Origin of the sequence: Bacteroides zhangwenhongii, assembly GCF_009193325.2 — a bacterium.
Lineage (GTDB): Bacteria > Bacteroidota > Bacteroidia > Bacteroidales > Bacteroidaceae > Bacteroides > Bacteroides zhangwenhongii.
Window position 1 is genome coordinate 1,353,671 of the sequence record NZ_CP059856.1, and the last position, 17,945, is coordinate 1,371,615.

The 17,945-nt window shown below is 43.2% G+C and carries 18 protein-coding genes; 12 read left to right on the top strand and 6 right to left on the bottom strand.

Features of this window, described 5'->3' with window-relative positions:
- The first annotated feature begins 218 nt into the window (after window positions 1-218).
- The 11 genes from GD630_RS05380 (at window position 219) to GD630_RS05430 (ending at window position 9,650) form a co-directional block, all read left to right on the top strand.
- The gene (locus GD630_RS05380) at window positions 219-443 is read left to right on the top strand and encodes a DUF3791 domain-containing protein (protein ID WP_143864771.1); all 225 of its coding nucleotides are present in this window, start codon (window positions 219-221) and stop codon (window positions 441-443) included.
- Window positions 440-925 carry a DUF3990 domain-containing protein gene (locus GD630_RS05385; RefSeq protein WP_143864544.1) on the top strand — a complete coding sequence of 162 codons (486 nt, stop codon included), beginning with the start codon at window positions 440-442 and terminating at the stop codon, window positions 923-925. The genes GD630_RS05380 and GD630_RS05385 overlap by 4 nt, the downstream gene beginning before the upstream one ends.
- Entirely contained in the window at window positions 922-1,143 is a 222-nt protein-coding gene (locus GD630_RS05390; protein WP_143864543.1) for a hypothetical protein, read from the top strand. The genes GD630_RS05385 and GD630_RS05390 overlap by 4 nt, the downstream gene beginning before the upstream one ends.
- 15 nt (window positions 1,144-1,158) lie before the next feature.
- Window positions 1,159-2,493, top strand: a complete 1,335-nt coding sequence (locus GD630_RS05395; RefSeq protein WP_143864542.1) for a DEAD/DEAH box helicase — start codon at window positions 1,159-1,161, stop codon at window positions 2,491-2,493.
- 186 nt (window positions 2,494-2,679) lie between these two features.
- Entirely contained in the window at window positions 2,680-3,747 is a 1,068-nt protein-coding gene (serC, locus tag GD630_RS05400) for a 3-phosphoserine/phosphohydroxythreonine transaminase (RefSeq protein ID WP_007753195.1), read from the top strand.
- Between the two features lie 108 nt (window positions 3,748-3,855).
- Window positions 3,856-4,776 (top strand): NAD(P)-dependent oxidoreductase, encoded by a 921-nt coding sequence (locus tag GD630_RS05405; protein ID WP_143864540.1) that lies wholly within the window; start codon window positions 3,856-3,858, stop codon window positions 4,774-4,776.
- An 86-nt stretch (window positions 4,777-4,862) separates the two neighbouring features.
- Window positions 4,863-6,110 carry a DUF1015 domain-containing protein gene (locus GD630_RS05410; protein WP_143864539.1) on the top strand — a complete coding sequence of 416 codons (1,248 nt, stop codon included), beginning with the start codon at window positions 4,863-4,865 and terminating at the stop codon, window positions 6,108-6,110.
- Between the two features lie 234 nt (window positions 6,111-6,344).
- Entirely contained in the window at window positions 6,345-6,962 is a 618-nt protein-coding gene (locus GD630_RS05415) for an IMPACT family protein (RefSeq protein WP_143864538.1), read from the top strand.
- Between the two features lie 79 nt (window positions 6,963-7,041).
- Window positions 7,042-7,821, top strand: a complete 780-nt coding sequence (locus tag GD630_RS05420) for a C39 family peptidase (RefSeq protein WP_394368247.1) — start codon at window positions 7,042-7,044, stop codon at window positions 7,819-7,821.
- Between the two features lie 103 nt (window positions 7,822-7,924).
- Window positions 7,925-9,010, top strand: coding sequence for an HpaII family restriction endonuclease (locus tag GD630_RS05425; RefSeq protein WP_143864536.1), 1,086 nt, complete (start codon window positions 7,925-7,927; stop codon window positions 9,008-9,010).
- A 70-nt stretch (window positions 9,011-9,080) separates the two neighbouring features.
- Entirely contained in the window at window positions 9,081-9,650 is a 570-nt protein-coding gene (locus tag GD630_RS05430; RefSeq protein WP_143864535.1) for a nitroreductase family protein, read from the top strand.
- 149 nt (window positions 9,651-9,799) lie between these two features.
- Here GD630_RS05430 and gcvP read toward each other — a convergent pair whose 3' ends face one another.
- The 4 genes from gcvP to GD630_RS05450 are packed head-to-tail and all read right to left on the bottom strand — an operon-like array spanning window position 9,800 to window position 14,844.
- Complete coding sequence (gene gcvP, locus GD630_RS05435) at window positions 9,800-12,649, bottom strand: aminomethyl-transferring glycine dehydrogenase (RefSeq protein ID WP_143864534.1); 2,850 nt, start codon at window positions 12,647-12,649, stop codon at window positions 9,800-9,802.
- 20 nt (window positions 12,650-12,669) lie between these two features.
- Window positions 12,670-13,308, bottom strand: coding sequence for an MBL fold metallo-hydrolase (locus GD630_RS05440; protein ID WP_143864533.1), 639 nt, complete (start codon window positions 13,306-13,308; stop codon window positions 12,670-12,672).
- 40 nt (window positions 13,309-13,348) lie between these two features.
- On the bottom strand, window positions 13,349-13,969 hold the full coding sequence (rsmG, locus tag GD630_RS05445) for a 16S rRNA (guanine(527)-N(7))-methyltransferase RsmG (protein WP_143864532.1): 621 nt from the start codon (window positions 13,967-13,969) through the stop codon (window positions 13,349-13,351).
- A 23-nt stretch (window positions 13,970-13,992) separates the two neighbouring features.
- Window positions 13,993-14,844, bottom strand: a complete 852-nt coding sequence (locus GD630_RS05450) for a DUF3298 and DUF4163 domain-containing protein (protein ID WP_007759903.1) — start codon at window positions 14,842-14,844, stop codon at window positions 13,993-13,995.
- A 385-nt stretch (window positions 14,845-15,229) separates the two neighbouring features.
- Between GD630_RS05450 and GD630_RS05455 the strand changes: the two genes are divergently transcribed.
- A complete protein-coding gene (locus tag GD630_RS05455; protein WP_182505685.1) occupies window positions 15,230-16,360 on the top strand; it encodes an ISAs1 family transposase in 1,131 nt (376 codons plus the stop codon).
- Window positions 16,361-16,536: 176 nt separating this feature from the next.
- On the opposite strand, the gene GD630_RS05460 is transcribed toward GD630_RS05455, so the two are convergent.
- Entirely contained in the window at window positions 16,537-16,770 is a 234-nt protein-coding gene (locus GD630_RS05460) for a YecH family metal-binding protein (protein WP_143869336.1), read from the bottom strand.
- Window positions 16,771-16,845: 75 nt separating this feature from the next.
- Complete coding sequence (locus GD630_RS05465; protein WP_143869334.1) at window positions 16,846-17,931, bottom strand: metallophosphoesterase; 1,086 nt, start codon at window positions 17,929-17,931, stop codon at window positions 16,846-16,848.
- Window positions 17,932-17,945: the final 14 nt, after the last annotated feature.

The window sequence follows — 17,945 nt, forward strand, 5'->3', positions numbered from 1 at the left end:
AGCGGAATTTGTATACAGATGATAGGCTTGTTGGATATGGATTACTTGAGTGCGCACTATTCCCAATATACAATGAAGATAATTAATATTCAATATTGATTTTCATCTTATTTTGTCCCATTTTTGCAGTCTCAATACCCCAAGAGTGTTGTTTATGCGAAATATTATCTATATTTGCAATACGCTCTACATTTGAGCCTTGATGAGTACTATTTGTGATGGATAAAAAGGAACAAGATATAGCTTACTTCTTGTCGTTTTGTATTGAGCAATATAAAAACGAAAAAAGAATGACCGGTACAGAAGCAATGAACTTTCTGAATCGTTATGGCGTGTTGGAATATCTTGCTGAACACTTTGAGATATTGCATACTCAGAGCCGACAATGGATTCTTGCCGATATTGATGAATTTATCAAAATAAGAACAAACGAAGAAAAATGAAGCTATATCACGGAAGTTTAGAGATAGTGAGCAATCCGGAAATCCGTACATCCAATCGGACATTGGATTATGGTATGGGATTTTATACTACAACTTCGTTTGAACAAGCTGAAGCCTGGGTTAAGCGTAGGATAAAAGAGAAAAATGCTGATAAAGGGTATATTAATGAATATGAATTTGATAAAGGCGCTTTGGATAAATTCAATAGTTTGATTTTTGAGAATCCAACCGATGAATGGGTCGATTTTGTGATGGCTAATCGTACAAATAAGGATTTTATCCATTCATACGATATTGTATATGGTCCGGTAGCGAATGATAGAGTATATGCCGCTTTTGCTCTTTATGAGGGAGGTTTGCTTGATAAACAAACGTTGATTGCAGAATTGAAAGTTTATAAATTGGTAGATCAATTTTTATTCCATACCAAAGAGGCATTACGAGCAATTGTATTTATTGAAGCAAAGGAGGTGACCTTATGAATCTGACTATTGATCAAAAGAATCTACACCTTATTCTTCCTTCTAAAGTAAGCTGGGTGGCCGGAATGTTGGCCGAAGATAGAAATATGAGTACTTTGGAAGCAGTGAAAGCCTTTTATGCATCTGAAACCTACAAACAGTTGGAAAAGGAGGAGACAAAAATGTGGCATTTGGGGCCGGTAGCTCTCTATCAGAGTTTGCTGAAAGAAAACTTGTAATTACTTTAAAAAGACATGTTAGAGAAAAATGAAATTATACAGTCAGCCCTTCACAACCTGAAGATTGAAGAGTTGAATCCGATGCAGGAAGCGTCACTGGAACAGGCTACCGGAAGGAAAGACGTTATCTTGTTGTCGCCGACCGGCTCGGGAAAGACACTTGCCTATTTGTTGCCTTTATTGCTCACACTAAAACCTGACAATGGCAATGTACAGGTTTTGATTCTGGTTCCTTCACGTGAGCTGGCTCTGCAGATTGATAGTGTATTTAAGGCAATGGGAACTGCTTGGAAGACCTGTTGTTGCTACGGCGGACATCCTATCGCGGAAGAAAAGAAGAGTATATCAGGCAATCATCCCGCTATTATTATCGGTACTCCGGGACGTATTACCGACCATCTGTCTAAAGGAAATTTCAATCCCGAAACGATTGAAACTTTGATCATCGATGAATTTGATAAATCATTAGAATTCGGTTTCCATGATGAGATGGCGGAGATTATCACGCAACTGCCCGGATTGAAAAAGCGGATGTTGCTTTCTGCAACCGACGCAGAGGAGATTCCGGAATTTACAGGGCTGAACCGTACAGTCAGACTGAACTTCTTGCCGGATGCTGCCGACGAACAGGAGTCCCGTTTGAAATTGATGAAAGTACTTTCTCCGGCAAAAGATAAAGTTGATACTTTATACAATCTGCTTTGCACATTGGGAAGCAGTTCGAGCATTGTTTTCTGCAATCATCGGGATGCGGTGGATCGTGTGCAAAAACTGCTGGCGGATAAGAAACTGTTTGCCGAACGTTTTCATGGCGGTATGGAACAGCCGGATCGTGAGCGGGCATTATATAAGTTCCGTAACGGCAGTTGCCATGTGTTGATATCTACAGACTTGGCTGCCCGTGGACTGGATATTCCGGAGATTGAGCACATCATCCACTATCACTTGCCCGTGAATGAGGAAGCCTTTACGCATCGGAACGGGCGTACGGCACGTTGGGACGCTACCGGAACTTCTTATTTGATTCTTCATGCCGAAGAAAAACTCCCTGCCTATATCCCGGAAGATATGGAAACCGTCGCATTGCCTGAAAATCCACCCCGTCCGCCCAAATCTGTTTGGAGTACTATATATATAGGTAAGGGCAAGAAGGAAAAACTAAGCAAAATGGACATTGCCGGATTCTTGTATAAGAAAGGTAATCTGACTCGTGAAGATGTAGGAGCGATAGATGTGAAAGAGCATTATGCTTTTGTCGCTGTCCGGCGTGCAAAGGTCAAACAACTCCTGAATCTGATTCAAGGCGAGAAGATAAAAGGTGTGAAAACCATTATTGAGGAGGCAAAGTAGGATAGGTTGACATCTACGGATAACAATATGGTGTATATATCCTGTATAAACCAATAAAAAGAAAGGAAAATCTGCTTTAAAACAGTATTTTTATAAGGAAAGATTTGTGCGGCGGAAATAAATTCGTAAATTCGCAAGGTCAAAAGACAAAAGTAACGAAATTGTTAAACCAAAAACAAACTTCAAATGAAAAAGCATAATTTCAATGCAGGACCTTCCATTCTTCCGCGTGAGGTGATAGAGGATACAGCGAAGGCTATTTTAGATTTCAACGGCTCTGGTCTCTCTTTGATGGAAATCAGCCACCGCGCCAAAGACTTCCAACCTGTGGTTGACGAAGCAGAGGCATTATTCAAGGAATTACTTAATATCCCCGAAGGCTATTCGGTACTGTTCCTGGGTGGAGGTGCTAGTATGGAGTTCTGCATGGTTCCTTATAACTTCCTGGAAAAAAAGGCTGCTTATCTGAACACAGGTGTGTGGGCTAAAAAAGCGATGAAAGAAGCTAAAGGATTTGGTGAGGTTGTAGAAGTTGCTTCCTCTGCTGAAGCTACATATACTTATATCCCCAAAGATTATACAATCCCGGCAGATGCAGATTATTTCCACATTACTACTAACAACACCATTTACGGTACAGAATTAAAGAAAGATCTTGATTCTCCGGTTCCTATGGTTGCCGATATGTCTTCTGACATTTTCTCACGTCCGATTGACGTTTCCAAATATATCTGTATTTATGGTGGTGCACAGAAGAACCTGGCTCCTGCCGGTGTGACATTCGTAATTGTGAAGAATGACGCTGTGGGCAAGGTTTCCCGCTACATCCCGACAATGTTGAATTATCAGACTCACATTGATGGCGGTTCTATGTTCAATACTCCTCCTGTTGTGCCTATCTACGCTGCATTGCTGACTTTGCGCTGGATCAAAGCACAGGGTGGTGTGAAAGAAATGGAACGTCGTGCTATCGAAAAAGCTGATATGTTGTATGCAGAAATCGACCGTAATAAAATGTTCGTGGGTACTGCCGCTAAGGAAGACCGTTCACGCATGAACATCTGTTTCGTAATGGCTCCCGAATACAAAGACCTCGAAGCCGACTTCTTGAAGTTTGCTACTGAAAAAGGTATGGTAGGTATCAAGGGACACCGTTCGGTAGGTGGTTTCCGCGCATCTTGCTATAACGCTATGCCGAAAGAAAGCGTGCAGGCATTGATCGATTGTATGCAGGAATTTGAGAAACTTCATTAATATATTATTTTCACCACAGATTACACGGATTGGCACAGATTTCTAAGGTTCTATAATCTGTGGAAATCTGCGTAATCTGTGGTGAGCCTTTATAAATAGAATCAGAATATGAAAGTACTTGTAGCTACTGAGAAACCGTTTGCTAAAGTTGCAGTAGACGGTATTCGTAAAGAAATAGAAGCAGCCGGATACGAGCTTGCTTTACTTGAGAAATATACAGATAAGGCCCAGTTGCTGGATGCAGTGAAAGATGCGAATGCCATTATTATCCGTAGTGATATCATTGACGCGGAAGTGCTTGATGCCGCTAAAGAACTGAAGATTGTAGTTCGTGCCGGTGCCGGCTACGATAACGTGGATCTGGCCGCTGCCACTGCCCACAATGTATGTGTGATGAACACTCCGGGACAGAACTCGAATGCTGTTGCCGAACTGGCTTTGGGTATGATGGTATATGCTGTCCGCAACTTCTACAACGGTACTTCCGGTACAGAATTGATGGGTAAGAAACTGGGTATTCACGCTTATGGAAACGTAGGTCGTAACGTAGCCCGCGTTGCCAAAGGTTTTGGAATGGAAGTGTATGCTTACGATGCATTCTGCCCGAAAGAAGTAATCGAGAAAGACGGTGTGAAAGCGCTGGATTCTGCAGAAGAACTCTATAAGACTTGCCAAGTAGTGTCATTGCATATCCCTGCAACTGCCGAAACGAAGAATTCTATCAATTATGCTTTGTTGAAGGATATGCCGAAAGGTGCGATGTTGGTCAATACTGCCCGTAAGGAAGTTATCAATGAGGCTGAGCTGATTAAATTGATGGAGGAACGTGCCGACTTCAAATATATCACAGATATTATGCCTGCCGCTAATGCGGAATTTGCAGAGAAGTTTGCCGGACGTTATTTCTCTACTCCGAAGAAGATGGGAGCGCAGACGGCCGAAGCCAATATCAATGCCGGTATTGCTGCCGCTAAACAGATTGTAGGCTTCTTGAAGGACGGTTGCGAAAAATTCCGTGTGAATAAATAATATTCATAGAAATAAGTAGTATATTTGAGCCACAGATTTTAAATAAGTCTGTGGCTTTTATTTTTTACATCTAAAATACTAATATCATGGCAATAATTAAACCTTTTAAGGGCATTCGTCCTCCGCAGGACCTGGTAGAGCAGGTCGCTTCACGTCCTTACGACGTATTGAACTCCGAAGAAGCCCGCGTAGAAGCGGAAGGTAACGAAAAGTCTCTTTATCATATCATTAAACCGGAGATTGATTTCCCGGTAGGTACAGACGAGCATGATGAGCGTGTGTATGCCAAAGCTGCAGAAAATTTCCAACTGTTTCAGGATAAAGGCTGGTTGGTGCAGGATGGCAAGGAAAACTATTATATTTATGCCCAGACCATGAACGGGAAAACCCAATATGGATTGGTAGTCGGTGCATACGTTCCCGATTATATGAATGGGGTGATTAAAAAGCATGAACTTACCCGCCGTGACAAAGAGGAAGACCGTATGAAGCACGTTCGTGTGAATAATGCCAACATCGAGCCTGTTTTCTTCGCTTATCCTGATAATGACAAGTTGGACGCAATCATCAAGAAGTATACGGCAGAAAAACCTGTCTACGACTTCATCGCTCCGGGTGACGGCTTCGGTCATACTTTCTGGATTGTTGACCGGGAGGAAGACATTGCCCGTATTACCGAAGAATTTGCTAAAATGCCGGCTCTTTATATTGCTGACGGCCATCATCGTTCCGCCGCCGCTGCATTGGTCGGTGCAGAAAAGGCGAAGCAGAATCCGAACCATCGTGGCGATGAAGAGTACAACTACTTTATGGCTGTCTGTTTCCCTGCCAACCAACTGACCATTATCGATTATAATCGTGTAGTGAAAGATCTTAACGGGTTGACTCCCGGACAATTCCTTGATGCGTTAGGCAAAAACTTTATCGTAGAAGAAAAAGGGACGGATATCTACAAGCCTTCCGGTTTGCACAACTTCTCTCTTTATCTGGATAGCAAATGGTACAGCTTGACAGCTAAAGCAGGCACATATAATGACAATGATCCTATCGGTGTGTTGGACGTTACTATCTCTTCCAATTTGATTTTAGATGAGATTTTGGGAATCAAGGATTTACGCTCGGATAAACGCATCGACTTTGTGGGGGGTATCCGTGGCTTGGGAGAGCTCAAGAAGCGTGTGGATAGCGGTGAAATGAAAGTGGCTTTAGCGCTTTATCCCGTATCCATGAAACAGTTGATGGATATTGCCGATACTGGTAATATCATGCCACCGAAAACCACTTGGTTTGAACCCAAACTCCGTTCGGGACTTGTGATTCATAAGTTGGATTAATAACTGTCATCTTATAACAAGAGCTGATATCTTATAAAATTGAGCGGTCGATCTGTTGCAATCATACGGTTAATTGCGTCAGATCGACCGCTTGTTTCCATGAAAAAGAGCGGTTGTTTATAGCGAAACGACTGCTCCTTTGTGCCACATCAACCGTATATTTGTGGCAAACGTATCATTTAATATTTCCAAACGACAGATGGTATTTTCCGTGTAAAGCCGTATCTTTGCAACATGACTGCTGAAGATACTTATAAAACCATCTCCGAACCCTCTGAAGGTATTTATACGGAAAAGCGAAGCAAGTTTATCGCTATCGCTCTTCCTGTGCGTAGCCTCGATGAAATAAAGGCGCATCTTGAAACGTATCAGAAGAAATACTATGATGCGCGCCATGTGTGTTATGCCTATATGCTCGGAGCGGCACGCAAGGATTTTCGGGCCAATGATAACGGAGAGCCTTCGGGTACTGCAGGAAAACCGATTCTCGGACAAATCAATTCGAACGAGTTGACAGATATATTGATCATTGTAGTCCGTTATTTCGGTGGAATCAAGTTGGGCACAAGCGGATTGATTGTAGCTTACAAGGCTGCTGCTGCCGAAGCCATTGCTGCCGCTACAATCATAGAAAAAACAGTGGACGAGGAAGTGACTGTTATGTTTGAGTATCCTTTTATGAATGATATGATGCGTATCGTGAAGGAAGAAGAACCGGAAATACTCAATCAGTCGTATGATATGGATTGCAGTATGACATTGCGCATTCGTCGTTCGATGATGGCGAAACTGCGTGCCCGGCTGGAAAAGGTAGAAACAGCTCGGATTTTGGATGAAAAAGAAAATCATTGAATGGAAAAGTGCCAATTAATATACTGAAAGTAAAATAGGAGAGAAAGAGAATTTGAACCGGATGAGAAAGAAATACTACATGATATCGAGATTGCTTTTGCTTTTTCTTGTGTGGAACGGTGTACAAGCCTATGCACAGGAAGCTCAAAAGTTTGCTCCCAACAACATTCCTGTTCCTTGGTATTCGCAGAAAATAGCGGGATATCCTTATTCGCATTGTTCTCTAGCTTCCTCGTTAATGGTCTTTGATTATTTTAAAGGGATGACGGCTGATACGCAACGCACAGCTCAGGATGCAGAACAGAAACTGATTGAATATCAGCGGAATTACTTTCTGAAAAAGCGCGCTCCTTTCCGTCGTCGCACTTCGATAGGGCAAGGAGGATACTATTCTTTTGAAATTGATTCTTTGGCACGCTATTATGAAAACATGATAAGTGCCGAACATTTCCAGCAGAAAGATTATCGGATATTGAAAGATTATATCGATCGTGGTATACCTGTGCTTGTGAATGTGAGATATACAGGTGCGGTTCGTGGTTTGCGTCCCGGTCCGAGAGGACATTGGATGGTACTTCGCGGTATTGATGACAAATATGTGTGGGTGAATGATCCCGGACGTTCACCGGAGATGCGGAGCAAAGGGGAAAACATCTGTTACCCTATTAAGAAACAGTCGGGCAATCCTTCTTATTTTGATGGTTGCTGGACGGGACGATTTATCGTAGTCACTCCCGGAGAATGGATACGGAACTCCCTGTTTGCACAAGTCGGCAAGCTCCCTCCGTTGGAAGAGGTGACCCATATCCTTCCTCCGGTTGTACCGTCTGCAATTTTGCCGCAGGTTATCAATCAGTAGGAGTTGCTTATGGCCTATATATAATAAGGAAGATAGCAGTCGCAGAGATAGGATAAAATTAGATTAAGATAAAAACAGTTGTAGCAAAATAAAGAAAAAATATATGGCATTCGAAGCAACTAAAAAAGAATGGTGTGAACTTTATACTTTCTTCCGTTTGTTGGCGGACGGGAGAGTAGCGTTAGGCACGGCGGAAGCAAAGGCAGGAGATATATTCTGGCCTGTTGCAATGATTCAGAGGGAAGAGCACGACGGGACACGTCGGTATTATATTGAGGAAGAGACGATTCGCATCGAAGGGGAAACAGGAGTTAAAACTATGCCTCGTGAAGATTTCGGTATCGTAGCGGACTTGATACTGAAAGCGGTTAAATCCTCTTCGGAAAACGATGTGACCTCTCCGGATGGAGTAGAAGAGTTTCTGGATGAAGCGGCTATCTTCGACTTGGAGGCAAAAACGGAGGATCGCACCGATTTCTCCATTGCATTCTGGCATTCGGAAGCGCCTTTGAGAGGATTTAATGTCCGTTCGCGGTTGAGTGCCATGAATCCATTGTTGGATGGAGGGCGTGCGGCGAATCTTAAGCTGGAGCAGACCGGGATTAAATTTGCTACTCCGACAGTAAACAAGATCAATGCTTTGCCGGAGAGCCCTAATGAAGTTGCCGAGCGTATGATGATGATCGAACGTTTGGGAGGAGTGCTTAAATATTCGGATGTGGCCGACCGTGTATTTCGTAGCAATCTTTTGATGATTGATTTGCATTTCCCGCGTGTACTGACAGAGATGGTTCGTATAATGCACCTTGACGGCATATCACGTGTGAGTGAGTTGACGGAGGTTATCAAACAGATGAATCCGCTGAAGATCAAGGATGAACTGATAAACAAGCATAAGTTCTATGAATTTAAAATAAAGCAATTTCTGATGGCATTGGCATTGGGAATGCGTCCTGCAAAGATCTATACCGGGCTGGATTCGGCAGTGGAAGGCATTCTGCTGGTAGATGGTAATGGAGATGTGCTTTGCTACCATAAATCCGAGAAACAAGTGATGGAAGATTTCTTGTTTCTGAATACTCGTTTCGAAAAAGGATCTTTGGAGAAGGATAAATACGGATTTTTGGAGAGGGAGAATGGAGTCTATTATTTCAAACTAAACGCAAAGATCGGATTGGTCAAACGGTAGAAAAAAGTACAAAGTATTGAGACTGTCAAACTAATAATGATGATATACTTATATAAAACACTTGTCGCCCATGAAAACAAATGAAATTTTAGAAAACATCAAGGCGCGCCGTAGCGTGCGTGCTTATACGGAGCAACAAGTTCCGGAAGAAGATTTGCAGGCAATCCTGGAGGCTGCAACGTATGCTCCGAGTGGAATGCATTTGGAAACATGGCATTTCACTGCTATTCAGAATGTCAGTAAACTGGCAGAACTAAATGAACGCATAAAAGGAGCTTTTGCTAAAAGTGATGATGTCCGTTTGCAGGAACGTGCCCGCAATAAGGCTTATTGCTGTTACTATCATGCCCCGACTTTGGTAATCGTTTCTAACGAACCTACTCAATGGTGGGCGGGTATGGATTGCGCTTGTGCAATAGAGAATATGTTTTTGGCTGCACAGTCTTTAGGTATCGGCTCTTGTTGGATCAATCAGTTAGGTACGACTTGTGATGATCCCGAAGTACGTGAATTTATCACTGCATTGGGAGTACCGGTTAGTCATAAAGTATACGGCTGTGTTGCGTTAGGATATGGCGATCCGAAGATTCCAATGAAAGAGAAGAAGGTAAAAGCGGATACTGTAACTATTGTTAAGTAGAAATCATACTTTCAGATTTACACTTGGATTATCTTCTATGTTACGAGGCATAAGCCTTGGGGAAATCAATGTTTCTCCAAGGCTTCAGTTTGTTTGCCCCCTTGGCTTATAGAAATAAGCCCACGCCTCAAGGAATGTGAGCCCCGGGGTTACTCAAAGATACCATAGCGAGTGGGTAGCAACTTACGGTCTCCCAATGTGTTGTCTACACGTGCTACATTTACCCAGAATTTATTATCGCGTACACTCTCTATCGGATAAGCTGCCTTCTCACGTGTGTAGGAATGCTCCCAACGGTCATTCACAACCTCGTATTCCGGATGCGGCGCGTTAGCCAATACATTATCGTTCTTGTCCGCTTCGCCATTCTTCACTTCCTGAATCTCTTTCCAGATATTCAGCATGACAGCTACGAAGTTATCCAATTCCGCCAAACTCTCGCTTTCCGTAGGTTCAATCATCAATGTGCCGTGAACAGGGAACGAGAGGGTAGGGGCATGATAACCGTAGTCCATCAAACGCTTGGCGATGTCATTTTCGGAGATACCGGTCTCTTCGTACACTTTGCGGCATTCCAGAATCATCTCATGGCCAACAAAACCATTTGCTCCACGATAGACAATGCCGTATGTGTCTTTCAGACAGGCAGCCAGATAGTTGGCGTTCAAGATCGCTATTTTAGTAGCTTGGGTGAGTCCTTCCGTACCCATCATCCGGATATATCCGTATGTAATGGGGAGAATACCCGCACTACCGAACGGAGCGGACGATACCTGATTCTGGGTATTGCCGAAGATACCGTGTCCGGGCAGGAAAGGAACCAGATGTTCCGCTACACAGATAGGGCCTACTCCCGGACCTCCGCCACCGTGTGGTGAGGCGAATGTCTTATGAAGATTCAAGTGGCAGACATCCGCGCCGATGAATCCCGGATTAGTCAATCCCACTTGCGCGTTCATATTGGCTCCATCCATATATACTTGCGCTCCGCAAGCATGGATAATGTCGCAGATCTCTTTTATTTCCGTTTCAAATATACCGTGGGTGGAGGGATAAGTGATCATCAGCGCAGCCAATTCCTCCTTGTTCTCTTCGGCTTTGGTACGTAAGTCATCCATCTTCACATTTCCGTGCTCGTCGCATGCGCAGGTGATTGTTGTAAATCCCGCCTGGATAGCCGATGCAGGATTCGTTCCATGAGCCGATGCGGGTATCAATATCTTGTTCCGATGTCCTTGACCTATACTTTCCAGATAGGCACGAATAACGCGAAGGCCCGTATATTCTCCCGCAGCCCCCGAATTCGGTTGTAGGCTGACGCCGGCGAAGCCGGTAATAATCTTCAAGTCGTCACTCAAATTCCTTATAAGTTCACGATACCCTTCCGCCTGGTCTTCCGGAACTAACGGATGCATTCCCATAAACTCGGAACGGCTTAAAGGTAACATTTCTGCGGCAGCATTCAGCTTCATGGTGCATGATCCGAGAGAGATCATGGATTGCGCCAATGAGATATCCTTTCGATCCAAGCGTTTGATATAACGCATCATTTCCGTTTCCGTATGATATTTGCTGAACACTTCATGGGTAAGGAAAGGAGTCGTACGTTTCAAGGCTTTGCTGATCGTACTTCTTTCCGGGATGTCGTCTACCTTCTGATAGTCCTTTCCGGAGGCAATGGCGAAAATGGAAAGCAGCACATTAACGGCTGCAATATCCGTTGTTTCGTCAATACTGAAACCTACGTCTCCGTTCTCGTAATACCTCAGATTAACTTCCTTGCTAAGGGCAATCGTGCGAATCTGTTGTGCGGAAACGTGTTCGGGCAGTTCAAAACGCAGTGTGTCGAAATATTGCGCATTTACTTGCGTGTAACCGAATTTCTTCAGTTGCTTGTCGAGAAACACTGTGATACTGTGGATGCGGGAGGCAATGACCGAAATCCCTTCCTGTCCGTGGTAGACTGCATAGAAGCCTGCCATTGTAGCCAGCAGAGCCTGTGCCGTGCATATATTTGAGGTCGCTTTTTCACGTTTGATGTGCTGTTCGCGAGTCTGCAATGCCATCCGGTAACAGAGTTTTCCATATTTATCTTTAGACCATCCGATGATTCGTCCCGGCATATTCCGCTTATACTCATCCCGTGTGGCGAAGTAGGCTGCAGACGGACCGCCATAGAACATGGGCGTACCTAAACGTTGCGTGGTTCCAAACACGATGTCCGCTCCCCATTCTCCCGGAGGAGTCAGCAGGGCAAGACTCAGAATATCGGCAGCAACAGCCACTTTGCATTCTGCCGTATGCGCTTTCTCTGTGAATGCGGCATAGTCTTCCACATTTCCGTTGGAATTGGGATATTGTAAGAGGCAGGCGAATATTTCCGGTGAAGGTTCGAACTCTTTATATTTGCCGACACGCAGTTCGATACCTTGAGGAACGGCACGTGTTGTCATAACAGCCAATGTCTGCGGGAAAATATTTTCGTCCACAAAGACTACATTGGCACCGGACTTTTGTTGTGCGCGTGAGCGGAGGGCATACATCATACTTACGGCTTCGGCGGCGGCAGTACCTTCGTCGAGCAATGAGCAGTTGGCTAGCGGCATGGCGGTGAGGTCACATATGGCAGTCTGAAAGTTCATCAGTGCTTCCAGACGTCCCTGTGATACTTCCGTCTGATAAGGAGTATAAGAGGTGTACCACACCGGATTTTCGAATACATTCCGTTGAATGACGGCGGGAGTAATCGTATTATACCAACCCAATCCAATATAGGTCGTATAAAGTTTGTTTTTACCAGCCAATGTGGCTATGTGTTTTCCAAATTCGTATTCCGTCAACGGACTAGTCAATGCAAGCGGCTCTTTCAGTCGGATATTGGCAGGAATTGTTTTGTCAATAAGTTCGTCTAATGATTCTACGCCAATCTTGCGAAGCATTACGGCTGTGTCTTGTTCATTGATGCCGATGTGACGGCTAGCTAACAAATCGGTTTTCATAATTTGTGGGGGATTATATTTTATCTAAAAAAAGGGTTTTCTGCTTTTTCCATTCCGATGGTCGTAGGAGCACCGTGTCCCGGATATACGACGGTTTCGTTAGGAAGTACGAACAGACGGCTGCAAATGTGCTCTATCAGTTCGTCGAAGTTGCCTCCTGTAAGGTCTGCACGTCCGATACTGCCTTGAAACAGGACATCACCGGAAAACATACAGTTCTCTTCTTTGCAATAGTACACCAGACTGCCGGGAGAATGGCCGGGCACATGGATTGCTTCCAGTTGGGTATGTCCGAAGGTGATAATATCTCCATCATGCAAGTATTTGCCCAATGGCACAGGGGCTTCCTGCAGCTGAAAACCGAACATCCTACTTTGCTTCGGTGCTTCGTCGATCCAATATTCATCCGCTTTGTTTGCTCCTGCCGACAGACCGAACTCTTTGAGCATGAACGGGTTTCCGAAAATGTGATCCAAGTGTAGATGAGTATTCAGCAGATGTTTCACGTTCAGTTCATTTGATAGAATGAATTTTTTTAGCACCTGCTTTTCTTCTTCGTAGAAGCAGCCCGGATCGATTACAACCGCTTCCTTTGTTTCATCCCATAAAACATAACAGTTTACGGGAAACATATTAAACTCAAATCTCTTTATTTTCATGGTTCTCTATGATTTATCTTATATATCAAGCATATAGTTTCTAAATCGGAACATATACCACTTTTTTGGTTTCAAAGAACTCTTCCTTAAAATTGTCACTTAGGTTGTGAATGACCGTCTTATGTTTGAAAGGCATTGTTTCGTGTTCCAGCTCACCGCCTTTAAGGCAGATCAATCCGTTTGGCAACGCATTCTGCTGTTTGGAAGAAATGTTTTTCTTGATAATCTTTATCAGATCCGCCAGAGGCATGACTGCACGGCTGACAACGAAATCGAACATTCTCTTCTCTTCTTCGGCACGGGCATGGCGGAAAGTGACATTTTTCAATCCGATGGCATTTGCCACTTCAGTGGCTACGCGCACTTTCTTACCGATACTGTCGACCAGATGAAATTGGGTTTCCGGAAATAATATTGCTAAAGGAATGCCCGGAAAACCTCCGCCCGTACCTAAATCCATAACACTGGTGCCGGGACGGAATTGAATTACATTTGCAATGCCTAACGAATGGAGCACATGATGTTCATATAAATTCTCGATATCCTTACGTGAGATAACGTTGATTTTTGAATTCCAATCGATGTAGAGGTCATATAGAGCTGCAAATTGTTTACGCTGCTCTTCTGTCAGATCAGGAAAATATTTCAGTATGATTTCCACTGCTGTTTCGTTTTTTATGAAGTTTAATCTTTTAGTTCTCCCAGAATCGGGTTACTGCCTAATAAATGCTCCATCATCGGGAACGGCACGGTCACTTTTACAGGACCCATAGCGTATGGAGTGATATCATAGACATTATAATAGAAAGTTATCCCTTCTTTGCTTAAATAGAAATTTTCGGTTGGAGTGATGTCTCCGGTAGAAGCATAGCCCATATCTTCCAATGCTTCGTGAGTCGTCACTTTATTATCAGCCATGAGCTGGTTCCATATTAAGTCGGTCAGCGCATCTTTATATTCTCCTACGAAGATGTCATCGAGACGGAGCGGGCGCATCAGTGTGAGGTCCATATTCAGATAGGTAGTCATGTAAATGCCGTGTGCGCCTCCGGTATATTCGTTATAGTCGATGCGATATACAAGCAAGTCCTTTTCATATAGTTGTACATGGCTTTCTATACCTTTATAATATGAATACCAGGCACCGATGGAGGATTCGTCCTCTTTGTCTTTTTCGTCTTCGGCATACATCGGTTCCAGATCACGGCGATACTCGTTGACATAATTCTCCGTATATTGCTTTATAACCTCCTCCGGCTTTTCGCCGATATACTTGTCGCCGAAACAAGCGGATATGAAATAGGCATTCAGACTGTCTTTCAGCATATCATCCGATGACTTGTCGGAATAGGTGAAATTGATGATGATGTTACATGCCGGTTTGGCTGTATCATTAAAGAGGTGTGCCGTCTCATTTACCCGGATACTATCGAACTGTAACGCACCTGTGTTTTTGTTCATCTTGTCATGACAAGAAAAGAAAAAGCCGCTTACCGAAAGTATAATAGCAAGCAAACTGACATATTGTTTTTTCATACTCGTTTTTTCTATAAATTCTACATTTGTTCTATCATTCACTATTGACAAATATAGATGAAATTCATGAATCGGACGAATAAAAACAGAAAAATATTCAGGTATTCGCCACGGCTTTTTCATTTAAGAAATATTGTTCATCGCTTGTTATTGCAGTAAAATTCCTTATATTCGTGCGCAGCGATGCGGAAGCACCGCCTTAGGTGTTTCTTCTTATCGTTCATTTTTATTTTTTTTAGGCGGAATTCAATAAGATATGGTGTTAATATTGTCTTCCGCCTTTGTTTTTGCGATAGCAAAAATACGATTTATTTTATTGATATACAAGTTTTTACGTACAATACCACTAAAGAAAAAACACCTTGACTGTCTTCGTGGCAGCATCATGACTCATTTGAGAAAATTTGTATCCTCAGTCCCTGAATACCGCAGAACAAGCAGGGGAAACTTCAAACACAAACTTGAAGACATACTCATGCTTGTCATATTGGGGAGGCTCAGCAAGTGTATTACCAGAGCTGAAATACTTCAATTTGGCAAACGCCACTTGAAACGCCTGCAGGCGAAAGGGCTATTTCCATATGGTTTGCCGTCAGAAGCTACGCTTTGCCGTGTGTTTCAAAGCATAGACGATGAAAAGATGGCTGACCGAATGTCTGCTTTTGCAGACGTTTTCCGCAAGGAAATATCCTCTTCGGCAACTGATATCATTTGTATTGATGGCAAGGCCATGCGAGGTACCTTGTACGAGAACGGACGTAACCCTGATATCGTATCTGCATACTCACTTGGTTCGGGCTTTACTCTGGCTACTGATGTTTGCAAGGAGAAAAGTAATGAAATCAAATCCGTGCCCCGGTTATTGGACAAACTAGACGTGTCAGGATGTGTGGTCACAGCAGATGCCATGTCATTCCAAAAGGTAATAATAGACAAGATTAGAGATAAGGGAGCAGACTTCGTGATCGAACTCAAGGCGAATCAAAGATCTTTGCGTTATGGCCTTGAAGACTCTATAAAGACCGCCACCCCCACTGATGTCTACAAGGAAGGTCCATACTTGGAACACGGCAGGATTGAGTCAAGGATATGCCGTATATACCGTGGGGAAGAACTTATTGTCGACAAGGAAAAATGGAATGGCAATTTGACTGTTATAGAAATACTCACATCTACCGAGAAAAAGTCTGATGGCAAGACTACATCTGAACAGCGACTCTACATTTCAAGCCTGGATAGCAGTGCAGAGCGGCTTAGTCAGATAACCAAACAGCATTGGGCTATTGAAAGCATGCACTGGGATCTTGACCGAAACCTCCGGCAGGATAGTATAAAGCGTAAGGCTGAACGGGCGGCTAGAAACCTCGACACAATTCAAAGGATGGTCTTGGCACTGATTGCTGTTTGGAAGAACAGAAGGAAAAAAATATCAGATAAGCGAAAAGGTACAGCTGAGATAACAAGGGAATTATCGGTAAGCTTCACTAAGGTGTTACATTTTCTGGCTCAAAAATGAGAAAAATTTAGATTTGATATATTTGTAAATTATTGATTATCAACAACTGGATTAGCTCCCATGCCGCACTGGCATGGGTAGGGAGATTATATCCCTAAATCAAAGCTTAAATGAAAAAGCCGTGGGTATTCGCTCTTTCGGTAAGCTGCTTTTCTTGTAGAGTGCGGAAATGAGGCTTAGTGGTTGCAGACTTTACTTATGTCTACTGTAAACCCATTTTCTACCGGCATGAATTTTCCTTTCTTCTTCAGAAATTCGATGAGGGTATCCACATCCATATCTTCTGCCGAACAGGCATAGAAATGTTGTTGTTCACCGAACTGTTGAATGATTGCTTCCCGTAATGATGCTTCCGAGTAGCTATTGCCTTCCATCATGTGGAGGACTTCATGAGCATGTAATTGTTCCATAATCTTTTTTTTCTGCAAAGATAAGGCAGAGATTGCCCGGAGTTTGTAACATATGTGACAATGTTATATTAATATTCATTGAAAATTGAAAATAACCATTTCGCCATGTGTCCCTATTCTGAAAGGTGGTCCCCATAGAGACAGTCCGGAAGATACATATATATGCGTGTTTCCCCATTGGCGATAACCGTGGCTTTGCTCGAATATATAATCAGTCACCCAATTGATAGGCCATATTTGTCCGTGGTGTGTATGCCCGCTGAATTGCAAGTCGATGCCGGCAGCTTCCGTTTCTTTCAGGTTAAAAGGTTGATGATCCAATAATATGGTAGGTTTGCTCTGATCGACACCTGCCATTAACTCTTGCAGGGAACGACGCTTGCGGTTATGACGGTCGTCACGTCCTATCAGTTGTATGCCGTTAGGAAGTGTAACTACCGAATCGCGCATTAACTGTATAGGAGTGTGTCTTATATATCGGATACTTTCATCAATACCACTGATGTATTCGTGATTGCCGGGCACCATGTAGATGCCCATAGGAGCTTTCAAATCAGCCAGTTCTTCCGCCATATTCTCTGTATAAAGAGGTACGACACTGCTGTCAATCAAGTCACCACTAATCAGTATAAGGTCAGGACGTTGCGCATTGATCATTTCCACATATCCTTTTAATGCTGCTTTCCCTGTACCGTTTCCCAAATGAACATCACTGATAGCGACGATTTTAATTGCTTGGGTAGTATCTTTATATTGTTTTCCGGTTAAAATGCTGACTACATTGGTTTCCGGATGGTGATAGTTGTAGACTCCATATCCCAACAATGCTAATGTGAATAGCAGGGATAAATGAAATCTATATTTACAAACGACTTTAAATAATCTCAAGATGTCAAACACAAGCAGGAGTAAAGCCATGTATAAAGTAAATATCAACCAACTTGTTCCGATGATGTACATTGAATGGGAGATAAATGCGGGCATTGCAAGATTACGAGCCGACATTGTAACGAAAAAGGATAAGGCGCATCCCCAGAATAAAACGGTTAAGAGTATTTTCGCCCCAAGAGATTTAACTTTCAGAGCTTGTCTTGCTCTGATAAATATATAGGCATTGCCTGCCAGATAAAGTGTGACAATAAGGAGTAGATATGTAAGCATAATGTTTACTTGAA